This is a genomic window from Rahnella laticis (assembly GCF_015644585.1).
Taxonomy (GTDB): Bacteria; Pseudomonadota; Gammaproteobacteria; order Enterobacterales; family Enterobacteriaceae; genus Rahnella; species Rahnella laticis.
Map to the genome: position 1 here is coordinate 171,780 of NZ_JADOBI010000003.1, position 16,099 is coordinate 187,878.

General features: G+C 50.8%; 12 protein-coding genes, 1 tRNA gene and 1 pseudogene. 3 read left to right on the forward strand and 11 right to left on the reverse strand.

Annotation, left to right across the window (positions count from 1 at the left end):
• Nucleotides 1-24: 24 nt before the first annotated feature.
• Nucleotides 25-2,187, reverse strand: coding sequence for an ornithine decarboxylase SpeF (gene speF / locus IV433_RS07125; protein ID WP_195813850.1), 2,163 nt, complete (start codon nucleotides 2,185-2,187; stop codon nucleotides 25-27).
• Nucleotides 2,188-2,869: 682 nt separating this feature from the next.
• Between speF and IV433_RS07130 the strand changes: the two genes are divergently transcribed.
• The 3 genes and pseudogenes from IV433_RS07130 to IV433_RS26385 all read left to right on the forward strand — a co-directional run.
• Nucleotides 2,870-2,945 (forward strand) — tRNA-Phe (locus IV433_RS07130).
• A 195-nt stretch (nucleotides 2,946-3,140) separates the two neighbouring features.
• Nucleotides 3,141-4,397, forward strand: coding sequence for a tyrosine-type recombinase/integrase (locus tag IV433_RS07135; RefSeq protein ID WP_195813849.1), 1,257 nt, complete (start codon nucleotides 3,141-3,143; stop codon nucleotides 4,395-4,397).
• Between the two features lie 365 nt (nucleotides 4,398-4,762).
• Nucleotides 4,763-4,876: pseudogene (locus IV433_RS26385) on the forward strand (transposase); the annotation flags it as partial.
• Nucleotides 4,877-5,225: 349 nt separating this feature from the next.
• Here IV433_RS26385 and IV433_RS07145 read toward each other — a convergent pair.
• The 10 genes from IV433_RS07145 to IV433_RS07190 all read right to left on the reverse strand — a co-directional run bounded on the left by IV433_RS07145 (nucleotide 5,226) and on the right by IV433_RS07190 (nucleotide 15,791).
• Nucleotides 5,226-5,555 carry a PerC family transcriptional regulator gene (locus tag IV433_RS07145; protein ID WP_195813848.1) on the reverse strand — a complete coding sequence of 110 codons (330 nt, stop codon included), beginning with the start codon at nucleotides 5,553-5,555 and terminating at the stop codon, nucleotides 5,226-5,228.
• 577 nt (nucleotides 5,556-6,132) lie between these two features.
• A complete protein-coding gene (locus tag IV433_RS07150) occupies nucleotides 6,133-6,654 on the reverse strand; it encodes a hypothetical protein (RefSeq protein WP_195813847.1) in 522 nt (173 codons plus the stop codon).
• Nucleotides 6,655-7,210: 556 nt separating this feature from the next.
• Nucleotides 7,211-8,014: a hypothetical protein gene (locus IV433_RS07155; protein ID WP_195813846.1), complete on the reverse strand. Its 804-nt coding sequence runs from the start codon at nucleotides 8,012-8,014 to the stop codon at nucleotides 7,211-7,213.
• 97 nt (nucleotides 8,015-8,111) lie between these two features.
• On the reverse strand, nucleotides 8,112-8,525 hold the full coding sequence (locus IV433_RS07160; RefSeq protein ID WP_195813845.1) for a fimbrial protein: 414 nt from the start codon (nucleotides 8,523-8,525) through the stop codon (nucleotides 8,112-8,114).
• 302 nt (nucleotides 8,526-8,827) lie between these two features.
• Entirely contained in the window at nucleotides 8,828-9,364 is a 537-nt protein-coding gene (locus IV433_RS07165; RefSeq protein WP_195813844.1) for a fimbrial protein, read from the reverse strand.
• A gap of 50 nt (nucleotides 9,365-9,414) precedes the next feature.
• Entirely contained in the window at nucleotides 9,415-9,924 is a 510-nt protein-coding gene (locus tag IV433_RS07170) for a fimbrial protein (protein ID WP_195813843.1), read from the reverse strand.
• A gap of 17 nt (nucleotides 9,925-9,941) precedes the next feature.
• Nucleotides 9,942-12,566, reverse strand: coding sequence for a fimbrial biogenesis usher protein (locus IV433_RS07175; protein WP_195813842.1), 2,625 nt, complete (start codon nucleotides 12,564-12,566; stop codon nucleotides 9,942-9,944).
• A 32-nt stretch (nucleotides 12,567-12,598) separates the two neighbouring features.
• The gene (locus tag IV433_RS07180; protein WP_195813841.1) at nucleotides 12,599-13,303 is read right to left on the reverse strand and encodes a fimbria/pilus periplasmic chaperone; all 705 of its coding nucleotides are present in this window, start codon (nucleotides 13,301-13,303) and stop codon (nucleotides 12,599-12,601) included.
• A 65-nt stretch (nucleotides 13,304-13,368) separates the two neighbouring features.
• The gene (locus tag IV433_RS07185; protein WP_195813840.1) at nucleotides 13,369-13,962 is read right to left on the reverse strand and encodes a fimbrial protein; all 594 of its coding nucleotides are present in this window, start codon (nucleotides 13,960-13,962) and stop codon (nucleotides 13,369-13,371) included.
• Nucleotides 13,963-15,122: 1,160 nt separating this feature from the next.
• Nucleotides 15,123-15,791 (reverse strand): hypothetical protein, encoded by a 669-nt coding sequence (locus IV433_RS07190; protein WP_195813839.1) that lies wholly within the window; start codon nucleotides 15,789-15,791, stop codon nucleotides 15,123-15,125.
• Nucleotides 15,792-16,099: the final 308 nt, after the last annotated feature.

Sequence of the window (16,099 nt, forward strand, 5' to 3'; positions counted from 1 at the left end):
TGCGTGAGCGTAAAAACGTGCAGATTACTCCGCGACGACGTAGCCCATAATGCGCTTCCAGCCGACTGGTTTTTTCTCGATATAAACGCCCTGAAGTTCAGGTGAGAAGCCCGGCAACAGGTTAATCCCCTCTTCCAGTGCCATAAAGTAACGCTGCACAGCCCCGCCCCAAAGCTCGCCCGGCACGACGCACAGAACGCCCGGCGGATACGGCAACGCACCTTCCGCCGCGATACGGCCTTCGGCTTCACCGATCGGCACCAGTTCAATATTGTCGCGAATAAACTCGTTGTGAGCGTCCTGCGCGTTCATCACCACTTTCGGGAAACTTTTCTCGCGGAACATCTCTTTTTGCAGCTCTTTCACATCAAAACTGACGTACAGGTTATGCATTTCCTGGCACAGCTGGCGGATGGTGTAGTTGCGGTATCTGTCTTCGTTTTTACGGTAAACGGTCGGCAGCACCTCGCTCAGCGGCGCGTCTTCTTCGATGTACTGCTCAAAGCGAACCAGCTCTTCCACCAGCAACTGCATTTTGGCCGGCGTTTCGGCTGGCGTCAGCAGGAAAAGAATTGAGTTGAGATCGCATTTCTCCGGCACGATGCCGTTCTCACGCAGGTAGTTCGCCAGTATCGTCGCGGGAATACCAAACTCGGTATATTTCCCGCTGGACGCATCAATGCCCGGCGTGGTCAGCAGCAGCTTGCACGGATCAACAAAATACTGTTTTTCCGCGTAACCCGAGAAGGCATGCCAGCGCTCGCCCGGCACAAAATCGAAGAAACGCACATCGTTCGCCATCTCAGCGGTTTCATGATCCTGCCAGCGCTTTCCACCGACCACCGGTGGAACAAACGGCAGAATCATCGAACACTGATCGAGCAGCATTTTGCGGGTTTCGATACCCAGCTTCACGCACTCCATCCACATATGTTTACCGCTGCCACCGGCATGAATACGCGCATTAACATCAAGCGCGGCAAAAAGCGGATAAAACGGGCTGGTCGAAGCGTGCATCATGAATGCGTTATTCAGCTTCTTATGGCTGCAATGACGCTTCTGGCCTTTGATGTGATTGTCTTTTTTGTGGATCTGCGACGTCTGCGAGAACCCGGCCTGCTGCTTATGCACGGATTGCGTGACGATAATGCCCGGATCGTTTTCGGTGAGTTCCAGCAGCAGCGGCGAGCACTCTTTCATCATCGGGATGAATTGCTCATAACCGACCCATGCAGAATCAAACAGAATGTAGTCGCACAGATGCCCGATTTTATCGACCACCTGACGCGCGTTATACACGGTGCCGTCATACGTGCCGAGCTGGATAATCGCCAGGCGGAACGGACGTTTTTCCGCAGCACGGTGCGGCGCCACTTCTTTGATTTGCTTACGAAGATACGTTTCATCGAAACAGGCTGCGTCAATGCCGCCGATAAAACCAAACGGGTTGCGCGCGGTTTCAAGATACACCGGCGTCGCGCCCGCCTGAAGCAGTGCGCCGTGGTGGTTGGATTTATGGTTGTTACGGTCGAACAGCACCAGATCGTCGCGCGTCAGCAGCGCGTTGGTCACAACTTTGTTCGCCGCAGAAGTCCCGTTGAGCACAAAATAGGTTTTATCCGCGCTGAAGACTTTCGCCGCATACTTTTGCGCATCTTTCGCCGAGCCTTCGTGGATCAGCAAATCGCCCAGTTTGACGTCAGCGTTGCACATATCGGAGCGGAAAATGTTCGGGCCGTAAAAATCATAGAACTGACGCCCTGCCGGATGGCGACGGAAAAACTCACCGCCCTGATGCCCCGGACAGGCAAAGGTCGCGTTCTCCATCTCGACATACTTTTTCAGCGTGTCGAAAAACGGCGGGAATAAGGCTTCTTCATAGCCCTGCGCAGCCGATTCAATCTGCGCCGCATAGAATGCCTGATTGGCATCGGACAGCGTAATCACACCTTTCAGCGACGGCAAAAACTCCGGCGAAATCTGCTCCGTTCCCTGCACTGCAACAAACGCAGGGATCCCGAATCCCAGCGTTTCTATCTCCGCCAGCCTGCCGTGATTCAGATCCCCGACAGAAATAATGATGGCCGCCACATCGGCATAATCGGCACGACGCAGATCGACGACCAGGCGAGATGTCTGGAGATAAGGGGCGACAGAAGCGCTTGCTGCAAGTTTTAAGTGTTTCATTAAGACTCTCAAACGGTTAAGTAAGAGGGTGTGCCACAGGGCACGGCAATGAGCTGGTTCTTACGTCTTAAAGGTATAGTGCGCAGAGTCCAGCCCGGCAAATGACGTTGGCTTGAGCGCGAGGTCGAGTATGATGAAACGATGCCAGAGGGGCAAAGTGGTAACAGATCGACGTTCAGGCCCGGCCACGTCTGATAGACAACAGTAAAATCAGAGGTGCGCTCTGTTTTTACTAATATCTAACAGCAGGCAAACGGTAGCCTTACCGCATGAAAGGATCTGCAAAAGGAGGAAAACTGAAATCGTGGTGTTTACAGCACCCGGAGATCATCATCAGATTTTTTCTGCACTTATGAAAAGCGCGATGTGATAAACCAGCCATGCCGCAACCCTCTTGAGCTGTCGCGTGAAAACGGGATCAGAGTTGTTTAATAAATCGGCGCAATAATGGCATCTTTTATTCCCCTGTTCAACCCTGAACATTGCGGGAAATTCTTACAGAATGCGACATCACAAAACGCGAAAATTCACCCCATCACACCCTGTTTTGACGGACACTTTCCCGGTATCGTAAGTTAAATCGCCAAAACGCGGTAAAAAGCATCAGTCGGGTGACGAACCCCACCGATGTTACAAAAAGCCGTTGACGGCACATGCCCAATACGGTTTAATGCGCCCCGTTGCCCGGATAGCTCAGTCGGTAGAGCAAGGGATTGAAAATCCCTGTGTCCTTGGTTCGATTCCGAGTCCGGGCACCAAATTCATATCAACGGACCTCCACGGAGGTCCGTTTTTGTTTGGTTTTCTCGCTAGAATCAACGCCTCGCCTCTAATTCAATTCCACTGAACTCAATCTAACTCTCCCCACATCAAGCCGCTTGTGCGGGTACAAATGAGGGTATAGTCTGATTCGATAATATTTATACCCCTTAATACAATCAGGAGACCTTTCCATGGCACTCACTGACGCAAAGATCCGAGCGGCTAAGCCGGATGAAAAACCCTATAAACTCGCCGACAGCGGCAACATGTTTTTACTGGTGCATCCCAACGGCTCTCGGTACTGGCGACTCCGCTATCGGTTTTTGGGTAAGGAGAAAACTCTCGCTCTGGGGGTTTACCCCGAGGTTTCTTTATCTGAAGCACGTGAAAAGCGTGATGAAGCCAGAAAGCTGATTGCAACAGGCATTGATCCCTGCCAACAAAAACGCGTTAAGAAATCCGTACCAGATGTTGCTCATACGTTTGAAGCTGTTGCCCGCCAATGGCACAGTAGCAATAAAAAGTGGTCTGATTCACATAGCGAGAAAACCCTAAAAAGCCTTGAAAGTCATGTTTTTCCATTTATTGGCGCACGAGATATCACCACGCTGCAAACGCCCGACCTTTTAGTCCCTGTTAAAGCGGCTGAAGCAAGAGAGATTTACGAAATTGCCTCCCGCCTGCAACAACGCATCTCGGCAATCATGCGATATGCAGCACAGTCCGGTATCATCAATTACAATCCGGCGGCAGATATGGCTGGTGCGCTGACTACCGTAAAACGTCAGCACCGCCCTGCCCTTGCCCTCAGTCGCACTACTGAGCTTATCAACCGCATTGCGACCTACAAAGGACAGCCGCTGACCAGCCTTGCCACAAAACTGACGCTGCTGGTTTTCATTCGCTCCAGTGAACTGCGTTTTGCGAGGTGGCCTGAAATTGACTTTGAAAAATCAATGTGGACCATCCCTCCTGAACGTGAACCTCTCCCTGGCGTTAAACATTCACACAGAGGCTCTAAAATGCGTACGCCGCACCTGGTCCCTTTGTCGCGGCAGGCTCTGGATATATTACGGCAAATCCACACTATCAGTGGCGAGCATACGTTGGTCTTTACGGGCGACCATAATCCCTGGAAACCAATGAGTGAAAACACCGTCAATAATGCATTACGCCTCATGGGCTACGATACAAAAGTGGATGTTTGCGGCCATGGCTTCCGGGCGATGGCCTGCAGCTCATTAATTGAGTCAGGGCTGTGGTCGAAAGATGCCGTGGAGCGACAAATGAGCCATCAGGAACGTAACGGTGTGCGTGCGGCGTATATTCATAAGGCAGAGTTTCTGGATGAACGCAGGCTGATGTTGCAATGGTGGGCTGATTTTCTGGATGCAAACGCTAAAATAACTGTGAGCCCGTTTGAATTTGCAAAACTACACTCTGGATAGTTGCTCGATGTATTAGCAATCAGGGCGATATAGGAACTCAAGACTGGGATCCCAGATGAATCTGGCTCACATGGATAAGAATGGTCTCGCGGCAAGTATAAACACACCTAGTTTTTGTGAAATTCAGTTGGGAAATAATGCTGGGGGTACCATTCTCATAGACCCGTAAAGATGCACGATAGGCAGTAGAAACTCATGAAGAAATACAGCTCAGCCAAAGGCTGAGCTGTCCTATTCTTTATTTTTTCTGCAAACGATCGTTAGTGCAGACTTTTTTCGGAACACAGCAAGGTCGGGCACATTGAATCGCCACGGATTTAACAGACACCTCAAAGTCATTTAAGGTGACTTAAAGAGAGGTGCCCATGAGCGGTAAACGTTATCCCGAAGAGTTCAAAATTGAAGCGGTTAAACAGGTTGTCGATCGCGGCCATTCCATCGCAATCGTCGCTACCCGTTTTGATATCACCACGCATAGCTTTTAAGCTCGGGTAAAAGTACAGTCCTGATTCATCAACCAATAAAACTCAGTCTGATGCCCAGCCTGAGAGCCGGCGACGCCAGACTGAACTTAAGCGCATTACGCGGTATTTCTGAATATCGCAAAATTCAATTTTCCAGACCGCCTCACCGATGCCCGGCGTGACAGGCTATAAGTCCGGCGCTAACTTTTACACATACGCTCCCCGCCCTTCAACGCACAGGACCACATTTCACCAGGCCTGAGCACAGCGAGCGGATCCTCCATCTTTTGCACCGCCGCACCCTCTACAAAATCAGTAGCCTGTTTTTTTTGGTCAAGCTTGACCGCCTGGTATGAAGGCCGCGTCATGTTTTCCGCGTCTTATCCGGCAGGGACGCTTTGCTGTCCGTCTGCATTTTGTACGTATCCCTAGTCGGTGAAGCATCGCTACCTGAAAGCAACCCCATACGGCGCAGTGCAGCATTCGCCGCCTGATTTACCTCCCTGAAGTGCAGGTCGTCCCGGCCTTTTTTTATCCTCGTCACCCGTCGCAGGCAGGCATTCCTGCGTTGGCGCAGCCAGTCCCGCTCCCCCTCGTCTATGCGCGAGTCAAACACCTCCAGCCAGCGCCGCGCCGCCCGGCGGTACAAACCTGCGGCCTCGAGCACCTCCGCCCGCGCATCCCTCACCTTCATCACCTTGCTCCTTCCTCAATATCGTGCAATATCCTGGCGAGCGGGCTGAGCACCCACGCCCTGGGCGGAGTCCCTGCGCGCCGACATGTGCGACAGGAGGCACGAGGTGCCTTTTTTAAAGGCGTGCTGTACATGGCACACCGATGCGAGCAGGACGAAGGTGCAGGCCAGGATGAGTATGCATAACAGAAGCAGTCGGCCAGCGCGTGTTGGATTAATCGGCATAGATTTCTCAAGGGGGTGGAACTGCCTGCAGGTCACCCATTGCTAGGTAGGTTTTCACTGCGGCATCGGCGTCGCAACGCCTCGTTAACTGCGGTCAGGTGTTTGGCCTCCTGCACGCCAAGCGGGCTGCGGCTGATGACGGCGCTCAGCTCTGCCGTGCCGCAGGCTGTCGCAGGACTGCAATCCCCAGTATCGGCGTGGCAGGCGCTGAAAAGCAGCGCGGATACCAAAATGAGGAATGAGCTGCCTTGAGTAGGACAAGGCATAGTACGCCTCATTTTTCAGTTTGCATTCTGCAGCGGGCCTGGTAAATGTGAAGTCCGGCCCTCGCGCCGCCTCACTTGCCAAGGCATCATGCGGAGGCCATCGCAAGGTAGTGAAGCTGCCGCACCCCTAATTTTCTGGCGATGTTCTTACGCCATCTATAGAGGGTTTTCGCGTCCCTGTGGTAGTAGAGGGTCAGAAGGGTAAAAGGTATACCCTCGAGAGACTGTTCGAGTAAGACAGCCTCTCTGTAAGAAATGGCCGCCTTTTTTGCCAGAGGGGAGAGGTTCATTTTTTCGCCATTACCGAGGCGGCGTAGCCTGGAGACCATCATCTGAAGGGGGGTATCGCTTTTGAACACGCCCAAAATGGTGCCAATGTGCTGGTGGTAGCACATTGCCAGAGGGTAAAGGTGCACGTCAGCAATCAGCACCACATCCTGCAGGTGTCCCAGAGCAGAAATAAATCTGGTTGGCAGCAGCGCCGCAATGTTAGTTCTGCTGAAGTTCACAAACAGCGGAGACACTTTTCCGCCCCGCTCAATCTCACGGACCAAACCGGCGGAGCCGAGCGTAAAGTACGGATTATCTGTCACGTTCCCTTGAAGCATCTGTTATCTCCATAAAATCGAAACCCGGCAGACCTCGGTTAAAAGCCGGAAATGTCCTATTCACCCCAGAAGGGGCATTAAACCGTCCAAAAAAGTACGTTTGAATTACATCGTCACATAAAAGTAATACACTACTTACTCTGAAAAGAAACACCTTTGCGCACGAGAAAATATCGTTATTGGGGAAATCTAGCGGGCCTTTTGAACCAAACTATGGAGCGGTAAGAGTATCACTGCATGAGTGAACTTTTATCCACTAAACATAAACCTCCTGATATGGAGTTCTATAGCCTGGCTTAAATACCGGCTACCCAAGACAGTAATATTTCTCAAGGGCATATTCAGTTAATATAATGATATACTGCATTACCATTACTCAACTGCCACCCCAAGATAATAAAAAGTTCATCTAACTCTACTTTATCTACTGATAACCAACGCAACAGCAAGATATTCGAAGAAACAAATCTTTTATTACATCGGCACTAAAAAAAATAGGATAGTAATGATAATTAACTCACTAAGGGAATTCGTTAAAAACAAAGTTCAATTAGCATCACGAACAGGTCAGACTTACAAGAAGCGAAGTGCTCCATACGCCCCTGACGCCGGAGGTGGCATCCACGGTCAGCGGAAGCGTCCCCGATGAGGGCATTTCCCATACCCCCCCCGCTGATATATTGTTGCTATCCGTAGGATAAACTTTTACCTGACTGCCAACCCCCCCTAACGCTAAATTACCGCTCGAGGAGATATTATCCGAGTTTATGGTCATGGCTTTGGAGCTGGCTGTGCCTGTGAAACTGGCCTTAATCGATGATGACGTTCTGACACCCGCTTTGACCGTACCCAGGTCGACATTATCAACCGTTGCGGAACAGGTCGAATTGGCTGGGATTGTGATATACGCTATGTCTGCATTATCAGAGTTACCGCCGGAGAGCAGCCAGACCACGTATACTTGCAAGGTTTGTTCCTGAAGTGTCTTGTTGGTTAAAGACCAATTTACTGTAAAGGCAGAATGTTGAGAAAAAACTTTCGTTACTTTTTTGCAAGTCCCCCTTGATTCAAACATTTGTGTAGTTCCAACTATACTTGGGACAGGTGGAATATCAAATGCATTGGCAGTAAAAATATTGATGGGGCAATCATAACTATAGTTTTGGTCCTCTACCCCACTAGCACTTCCGCCATTTGCAGGACGAAGTGTAACTATAATTGTCGTATTCCCATTAACGCGGGAGAATGCTCTGCTTCCGCTCACCGTCTGAGTTGTATCAGCGCTAATGGTGACGGCGCTTGAGAATGCACAGTAAAATACCACCACAGTATAAATGGCGTATCGTGATAAGAATTTCATGCTTCGACCTTTTGATAAGAGTTAGCGTTAACTGATAACAGCTGTACTTATTATTTTATCGTTATCAACCTCAATAAGCCTTAATATTGAATATGCTTTAGCTGTAGCTGAAGGTTATCGACAGGGGGATTTGTATAGAACCCGCTTGCATTTGAGCGCTTTCTTTTGAGGGGAGCAATTGCACATCAACCTCAAATGTGACGGCTTTATTCAGAACGTTAAGCCCCCAGGAAGTCCCGTTCGATAATTGCGTCACCGTCCCCGCTTTATAAGCACGGGCAGAGACTGTTGCTGTTCCCGCGTTTTTAAATAATCGGGTATTGGCATCTGGCGTACCCGTCAGCGTCGCCGTTACCCTCGTGGTGGTGTCCGGACACGTTAACTTTATAGTAGCCCGTTTATATTCACCTCCCTCCGTGCGGAAACCTGTCATATCTACTTTCCCGAAATCCAGAGTGGTACTCGCACCTGACTCAATGGTGCATGTATCATCCCGGATAGTGATACTCATCGTTATCCTGCCACTCCCCGAACCGCTCAACGCTGAGAATAACGGGCATATGCAGAGAACCGTACCCAGTAAAGCCTGTCGAAGGAAAACGCTAATATTTTTCATTATCCCTCTGATTTATATATTTACAATACATAGGATTATTGAGGTAACCATGATTAAAATAGACTTCTTGAAAAATTAACATGTTTCAGCCAGTATTATTCCCATGCTTAAAATACATCGTGTTACCCCTAGTATTATTTCCTGCGAAAACATCAGAGCATGATGGATTCATTTTCAGGGGCTGTGATAAAAAACTGTTAACTGTAAGAATATGACACGGAGATTACAGCCAATACGGTTCCAGACGTCATAGCGACATAACGTGGATTATTCGATGCAACATACTTTCTCACGAGTGTGAAAACAGTAGGGAAAGTGACGCTGTGCGACGTAGCATCCACGTTTTTAGTCCATTGGTGACCGTTACTCACGGTTTGCCCGGCACCAGAGTTTCTATAGGCTCGCACCCCCACCCCTGTCGCCGACCCCATGTTTGTAAAAATTACTGTGCCGGCATCCAAAGTGCCGCTGAACGTTGCCGTGGCTGTTACCGTCGTGTTAGAACAATTCGTTAATGTTAGATTTATCAGGCGGGCAGATAGGGTGGAAGAGGAAACCTTGTCAATATAAACCTCCCCAAAATCCTCCTGGTAAGCACCACTAACCGTACAGGTCGGGTTGACAAGACTGCCCGTCACGTTTATTGAGGCATTTTGCGCACAGGCTGCCGGCATGCCAGCCGCGCTCAGCGCAGTCAGGATAAGAGCCATACTGCAGGTTTTTTTGGCATTCATTAACCTTTCCTTTTTATTATCAACCGGTCTGCCTGTCAGCCAACTGCGCATCAACTGTAGGTAAAAGCTACATTCACCGTCGCCAGTATGGTTCCGGGGGCAGGAGTTAGGCTGTCATCCTTATTGACCCTGGCTTTCATTTTGAATTCAACCGCTTTGGAGGTGCCGTTCACGGAAGCATTCATGGACTTTCCGTTACCTAACCCAGCCGGCGTGGTCGCATCCGTGGCCAGCTCTATATGGATATTTTTAGCGGTTCCAGCGTTGGCGTAATACCAAACTGGCGATGTCGTATCCGGCGTCCCGCTGAACGTTGCGGTCACGGTTGAGGTGCCGGTCGGACAACTGCTCAGGGAGAGGGAAAACGGAATATAATCCCCGCTCGCTTTTATTTTATCCACGTAATACTCCCCCAAATTGACCGGCTTTGTGGCCGAGTCCACCGTACAGGGGCTGGCCTTAATCGTGCCGGTGAGCGTAATCACCGTGTCCGCCGCACACGATAAACCGGGTAAAAACAGCAGCACTGTCACCATCAGGGCCTGATATCTCGAACGCATAGCTCCTTCCTCACTTATCACTGACCGCGACATTGCGTAACCAGCCGGTAAACGGATGGCGCACTCTTTTCTTCGGGCAGACGCCAGCGCGCCGTGCAAGACTGGTCCTTTTCCTCCCCCCATTTAGCCTGGAGAACCCCCTCTTGCTGCATCCCCGACAGGTAAACCTGCCCGTCATCTCCGACGATGCTGCCCCGGTCGCCCACCCTGACGATGGCGCCAAACGGCAGGGGTTTTTGATTCATCATCAGCTTCATCAACACGCGGGCCCCCTTGTTGCCTTTGTAGGAAGCCCTGACAATCGCGCCTCTGGTAGGAACCACCGTACGCACCATGTCTTCCAGCTCAACATCTTCCGCCAGGGAGGCGGGGTTGAGCCCCACCCTGTTTTCACGATAGGCCGTGGCGTAGGGTTTAATGGCGTACCCCCGCCAGTCGGTCCTCACCCCGGTCTCATTTTCCACTTCGGTACCCGACACGCCCGGAGCCGCGACGAGCACGCCGGTCTCGCCAAGTTGCTGACCAAACGTCAGGCCGTTGCGGTGCAGAACGGCCCCTCCGCTCACGCCATAGTTTATCTGCCGGTTCGTGGGGCTGTAGCTGTATCCGGCATTACCAGCGCCGTATGTCCCCTGATAGCCGGCAAAAAGGCTGCCGTTATTTCCCGCATCGCGTGCGTACTGTTGGGAAACGTTCCAGCTGAGGCGGTTATCTTCCAGCGCCGTTCCGCTGAGCCCGGCGCTGTGCGTAAGGGCGCCGTTCGTATCGCGGGCTGCGCTATAGTTCGCATACAACGTACCGGATGAGGAGGCGCCTGCCGGTGACATAAACGCCGACAGCGGCACAGAGATATTCAGAAACGCCGTGCGGTCAGCACCTCCCCGCCCCGCATTTTTGCTGTACCCGTAGCTCAGGCTGTAAGAGACGCTCCCCACCGAGCTGCTAAAACCGGTCTGTAACGAACTGCTGGCCCCGCTCAGCCCCCAGTAGGTCTGATGTACCCCGGAAAGATACACTGACCCCAGGTCGCCCAGGCGCTGCGTTACCGTAGCCTGAAACTTCGAACGTTTGTTGTTATACAGGTTGAAGTAATCCGCTGAGGTCAGCTGTATCAGCTTCCCATCGGCATCCCGCTCTTGCGGGTCCCTGAGCCAGCCGCTCATCCTCTTCAGCGCCGTCTCGTCCAGCGTATGAAACCCCTGCGTGGAGTAGCGGTAACCCGTAAGCTGAAAGGTGGTGCCAAGCGCATTCAGCGAGCGCGCATAAAGAAACCGCGCGGACTGCCCTTCCTGCCGGCTTCCGTCAGGCAGCGTACTGTCGGCATGCGTCACATCCACGGACACTGCCCCCAACAATCCCAGGTTCAGCCCGCCTCCGAGAAGCGCCGAGCGGTAGTTTCTCGCGTACTGCATACCGGCATACGCCGTGGTGTTGTAGGGAAGCCCCCATATGAACGCCCCCTGAACGAACTGCGGGCGGTTGTAGTTATTCCCCGACGGCCGGTACGTACCCGCGGTGAGCGAGTACTGCACGTTCCCTTCCCGCTGCAGGACCGGTACCGCGGAGTAGGGCACCACGAATTTACTGACCGCGCCATCCGCCTCTGTCACCGTGACCTCCAGGTCACCGCTGGTGGTCACGGAATACAAGTCATTAATGGCGAAAGCCCCCGGGGGCACAAACGCCTGATAGACTGAGTATCCGTTCTGGCGGATGTCCACGCGGGCGTTGGTGCGGGCCACCCCTTTTATCACGGGGGCATACCCCCGCAGGCTGTCGGGATACATATTGATATCACTGCCCATCTGTACCCCCCGAAATCCCAGGGGGTCAAATACGTCGCCGGGAGTGGTGCTGTCACCTACCACCAGCTCACTGCGCAGCGGGATGACGGCCCGGCTGACCTGAGACTGTACATGCTGCCACTGTCGGGTGTGCCCCAGAGGGCCGGAATAATCATTCATCGTCCAGTAGTCTCTGGCACGCCAGGGTCCCAGATTTACCCCGCCGTTCAGGTAGGCATAGAGCGTCTTTCCGCTTTGTCCGTTATTGCTGCTGTTACTCCCGCTGATGCTGTAGTTGAGCATGGCCGCATTAATCCCCTCATCCCAGCGCGCCGGTGAGATATAACCGCGGGCCACGCTCTTCATGGCCACCTGGGGAACGCTGATATCCAGGCGCATCTGTTGAAAGTCGAAGCGGGTAAACGCCCCGGTGATGTAGTGGCCCGGCGAGATACACCCCCCGGGCTTCACTTCTCGCATATCAGGAAACAGGGAAACATTCACGCCGGAGCTCTCCAGCTCTTCCATCGTCAGGCAGGCCATTAAGCCGGTTTCATCCCTGATAGCATCCGCCAGTACGGCGGACTCTTCATTTATCCCGCTTTTGTCAACAAACACGATATCCCGGCTGGCGGAGAGGACGTTGTTGATATAGACATCCACACGGTAACTCCCCGGCAGCTGTGCTCCTTCTTTTTCAAATCGCTGAAGGTCAGCCACCATGTCCGGGTCTGACGAAATAAGCGCCGGGGCGAAATAAAGCTCAGCGTTGGCGGCAGGCAGGAATAACGCCGTGGCAATCAACGCCGCTATCAATGTCGGCACCGACCTGGCTCGTTGACCCAAATAGACGTCCATTTCTCACTCCATCCGCGTCTGCACTGAAAAAACTATTGAACTGGCACGCGCTGAACCGGCGTGACGGCGCCATAATCGTTGATGGTGCGAAAGCTGATGGTATTGCCCGGCGAGCCGGCCGCAGAAATCAGCGCCGTTCCACGCGGGGGAACCATGGTGTCCTCTGGCTTTTGCGCACCGGTCATAATTTGCGCCATCGTAATGTAGTAGGGGGACGGGTTAGTGACCTCTGTCTGGTTCCCCTTACGCCGGAACGTCAGCATCCCGGGGGCTTTTTCAATCGACGGTTTTAGCCCTGACGGTCGCAGAAACAGCTTGACGCGCGTAATGGCGGCAAGGATAAGCATGTTTTTGCCTTCAATTTCTTTTTTATCCATGGAAGGGATAGACTTTACGTTGAAATAATAAAGTGACTCCTGGTCCTTCTTTTGCGCGTCGCCCACATACATTATTCTGAGGGTATTTTCATTTCGCGGGCCGCTGACAAATAAAGGCGGGGTGACAATAAAGTCCGGCGTTTTCTTACCGTCCGGGGACTCCACCCAGCTCTGGATCATAAAGCTGGTTTCTGCCGACGTATTACGTACGGACATGCCGACTTCTTTCTGACCTGCCGGATAAATAACGCGGGTCCCCCCGATGGCAATTCCCCCCTCAGCACTGGCAGTGGATGCTGCTAATAAACACAAGGGAATTAATAGCGTGTGTAATGCCGCCCTGAATGGAATAGAAAACATAATTCCCTCCAAAAATGAAAAGCAGAATGAATAGGCAGAGGGTGAGTCTGCCTTTCAGATGATAATTACTTATAGGTAACGGTAAAGTTCACCATCGCATTTGCAGCACCCGCGGTTGGGTTAGCCGCGGTGGAGACAAGGTTCGCCGTAAAGGGGATGGTGGAGCCGTTGGCGTTAAGAGTCTGCGCAGCTGCATCCGCCGAACCATCCAGGGCAAGGGCTGTGCCGTTTTGGGCAATCTCCACGCCCACGTTCGTTGCGGAATTATCCGCAGCGCCGAGTGCCAGGGCTTTAGTGTTTCCGGATACGGTGGTCCCCGTGAATTTAACGGTTGCTGTTGAATAATTGGCAGCGGCAGCCCCGGCCGCTGTCACGCCGGTAAGGTCACAATCGACCAGTTGAATATTAAACCCTTTTGAAGGGCCCTTGGCCCCCGAGGTTTTGAGCGCTTTAGCCGTCACATCCCCCAGGAGAACGGTCTGCGACTTACTGTCTGACTGAATAATGCAGGGGGTATTAACCACACTCCCTTCAAAGTTGATCACTCCCCCGGTAGAGCTTGCAGTCACCGGTGCATCTGTCTCAGCGGCAAAGGAAGGGCTCGTTATTCCTGCCAGCGTAATGATAACCAGGCTTTTTTTAATCCAAGCGTTTTTCATATTTCATCCTTATATAAGTAACATCCGCACAACACAGGTTGTCCATTCACTACAAGCCTATGCCGCAGCAAAATGGATACATCCCGTAAAATAAAATTCCGCATCACGTAAATAACGCAAATAACGCAAATAACGTAGTTTAGGTTTATTCCTCGATTTCAATCCATAGCTGACCACCATCAATCCTTGATGTAAAAAATATCGAAAATCACGTCATCCAGCCGTCGAACTAGAGCCTTTAAATAAATCAAGTCACTCTATGTTTAAAATCAAAAAACCATTGCCAGGCCTATTATCCACAATTTCCATTGATCGTCAATTCCGATCAAGATCTTTTTATTGATAGCCACAAACTATCAATAAGACATTATTGATCGATGCATCATTTATTATTTAAATATCACCCCTGTTATCTGCAACCTTTCCTTAAAATACCTTGATACTTGTTTACAAGAGCCAGGTAGTCACAGGGAAAACAATTAACGGACTAACTTAAAACATGGCGAAATCATTAATAGAAGAGATAAAAAAAAAGCACATTTTTTTCTGCCAAATAAAAAATTAATAATTATTACCTTAAAGGAGATCTCATTACCCCCACAAAAAAAGGATTAAAAGAATATTTACAAAACAGCCTATTCCCAGCAAGACTGACTTAATGGATTTAAGAAATAAATTAATTAGATACCATTTCAACCTACATGATACTTTCCCTGCCTGAACAACCAATTTTTACATGTCAACATGAAGACTGGACAGGTATTTTTCAAAGAAAACCAGCCCGATAAATTCATAATTACCTGTCAGACTGGTTATTTTACTCACAGCATCTGGAGGGGAGGACTTATTGATAGCAGACCATGAGGGCACTAGGGGGGGGTAAAATAAGACACTCTTTAACGCCTTGATATTCTGTCAGGCAGCGCAGAAATGATTGATATGTTCAGTCATGGAGTTATTGATAATCAAAATGGAAACCCGTCAAGCTTCCTCAACGTAATATTAAATGTCCGGCAGCTTAACTGGGACATCGCAGATACGCCAGGCTCTTCCAAATATAGCACTATCACCGTCATAATTTGTATTACCTGCATACCACCTGATGTCGTGCCCCCGCCTCCTACAAGGGCAACAGGAAGTATGATCACGCCATCATTTATTTAATATTTACCGCCATCTTTCTCAACCCTGGTCGCGGTGGAATGTTGTGAAAAGGTACCGCATAAAAATGCATGCTGGCTCGAAACGCCTAACTGCTTTAGCAATAAAGTACGATGATTATAGACAGATTTAATCGGACAATTTTGCATGCGTGCCTGTTGGCTCTGATGCAGCCCGCATATCATTGACCAGAGAGCGTGCAAGCGAGGAGGTAACAGCTGGATTTCATGCTGCGCAACCGGTGTTAAGGTCGTCGTACCTTCCAGAATACTCCTGAGGGTATACTGCATGTCCTCACAAATGAGCCGTGTAGGAACCATGTAGATATTATTCCCCCTGCCCTCGGTAAGCCCGGCAATACGGAGTAATATACTGGCGCATCTCGGCGGCATATCAGAAATGATAGCCACCCGCCCTTTGCCCATCTTCTTTGCATAAAAATCAACGAGGGACCTGAGAGAAGTAATTTGCTCCGACAGCGTGCCTCGCAAATACAAAATTATCCCAGTAGGCATTTTCTCCGGCAAAATGACAGATTGAGTTTCTTTATAATGAGAAATAGAAGACACCAGACAGCTGAGTGCGGCGCGGCTGTAATGACAAGTGTCTGTGATAAGGACATGTATACCTGACGGTGTCATGACTAATGTTGAATTATGCTGTTTCATATTTCTTCAATGCTGCGATCATCCAGTTATTCCAGGCTCTTTGTTAGAGATATAATCATCAACGCTGACCACGCCGAAGTATCCCTGATAGCTAATAGCAAAGAGATGAAGGTCTGCTTCAGTAATGCGCACCACGCTGTGATGCCACCGTATTTGGGGAATAATCACGGCCTGACAGTAACCCCCCAACCTTGACCGTGTTGAATCCTATAAATATACCTGCCTGGCAGATATCATGGCTAAGTGCGGCGATACCGACATAATGGTTTCCTGATAAGGCCATGCGTATGGCAGTGAGCCTGTTGTTT

What these genes read in the sequence shown, in the direction of transcription:
- speF (WP_195813850.1), bottom strand. Translation starts at nt 2,187, where the DNA reads ATGAAACACTTAAAACTTGCAGCAAGCGCTTCTGTCGCCCCTTATCTC.
- IV433_RS07135 (WP_195813849.1), top strand. Translation starts at nt 3,141, where the DNA reads ATGGCACTCACTGACGCAAAGATCCGAGCGGCTAAGCCGGATGAAAAA.
- IV433_RS07145 (WP_195813848.1), bottom strand. Translation starts at nt 5,555, where the DNA reads ATGAAGGTGAGGGATGCGCGGGCGGAGGTGCTCGAGGCCGCAGGTTTG.
- IV433_RS07150 (WP_195813847.1), bottom strand. Translation starts at nt 6,654, where the DNA reads ATGCTTCAAGGGAACGTGACAGATAATCCGTACTTTACGCTCGGCTCC.
- IV433_RS07155 (WP_195813846.1), bottom strand. Translation starts at nt 8,014, where the DNA reads ATGAAATTCTTATCACGATACGCCATTTATACTGTGGTGGTATTTTAC.
- IV433_RS07160 (WP_195813845.1), bottom strand. Translation starts at nt 8,525, where the DNA reads ATGAGTATCACTATCCGGGATGATACATGCACCATTGAGTCAGGTGCG.
- IV433_RS07165 (WP_195813844.1), bottom strand. Translation starts at nt 9,364, where the DNA reads ATGAATGCCAAAAAAACCTGCAGTATGGCTCTTATCCTGACTGCGCTG.
- IV433_RS07170 (WP_195813843.1), bottom strand. Translation starts at nt 9,924, where the DNA reads ATGCGTTCGAGATATCAGGCCCTGATGGTGACAGTGCTGCTGTTTTTA.
- IV433_RS07175 (WP_195813842.1), bottom strand. Translation starts at nt 12,566, where the DNA reads ATGGACGTCTATTTGGGTCAACGAGCCAGGTCGGTGCCGACATTGATA.
- IV433_RS07180 (WP_195813841.1), bottom strand. Translation starts at nt 13,303, where the DNA reads ATGTTTTCTATTCCATTCAGGGCGGCATTACACACGCTATTAATTCCC.
- IV433_RS07185 (WP_195813840.1), bottom strand. Translation starts at nt 13,962, where the DNA reads ATGAAAAACGCTTGGATTAAAAAAAGCCTGGTTATCATTACGCTGGCA.
- IV433_RS07190 (WP_195813839.1), bottom strand. Translation starts at nt 15,791, where the DNA reads ATGAAACAGCATAATTCAACATTAGTCATGACACCGTCAGGTATACAT.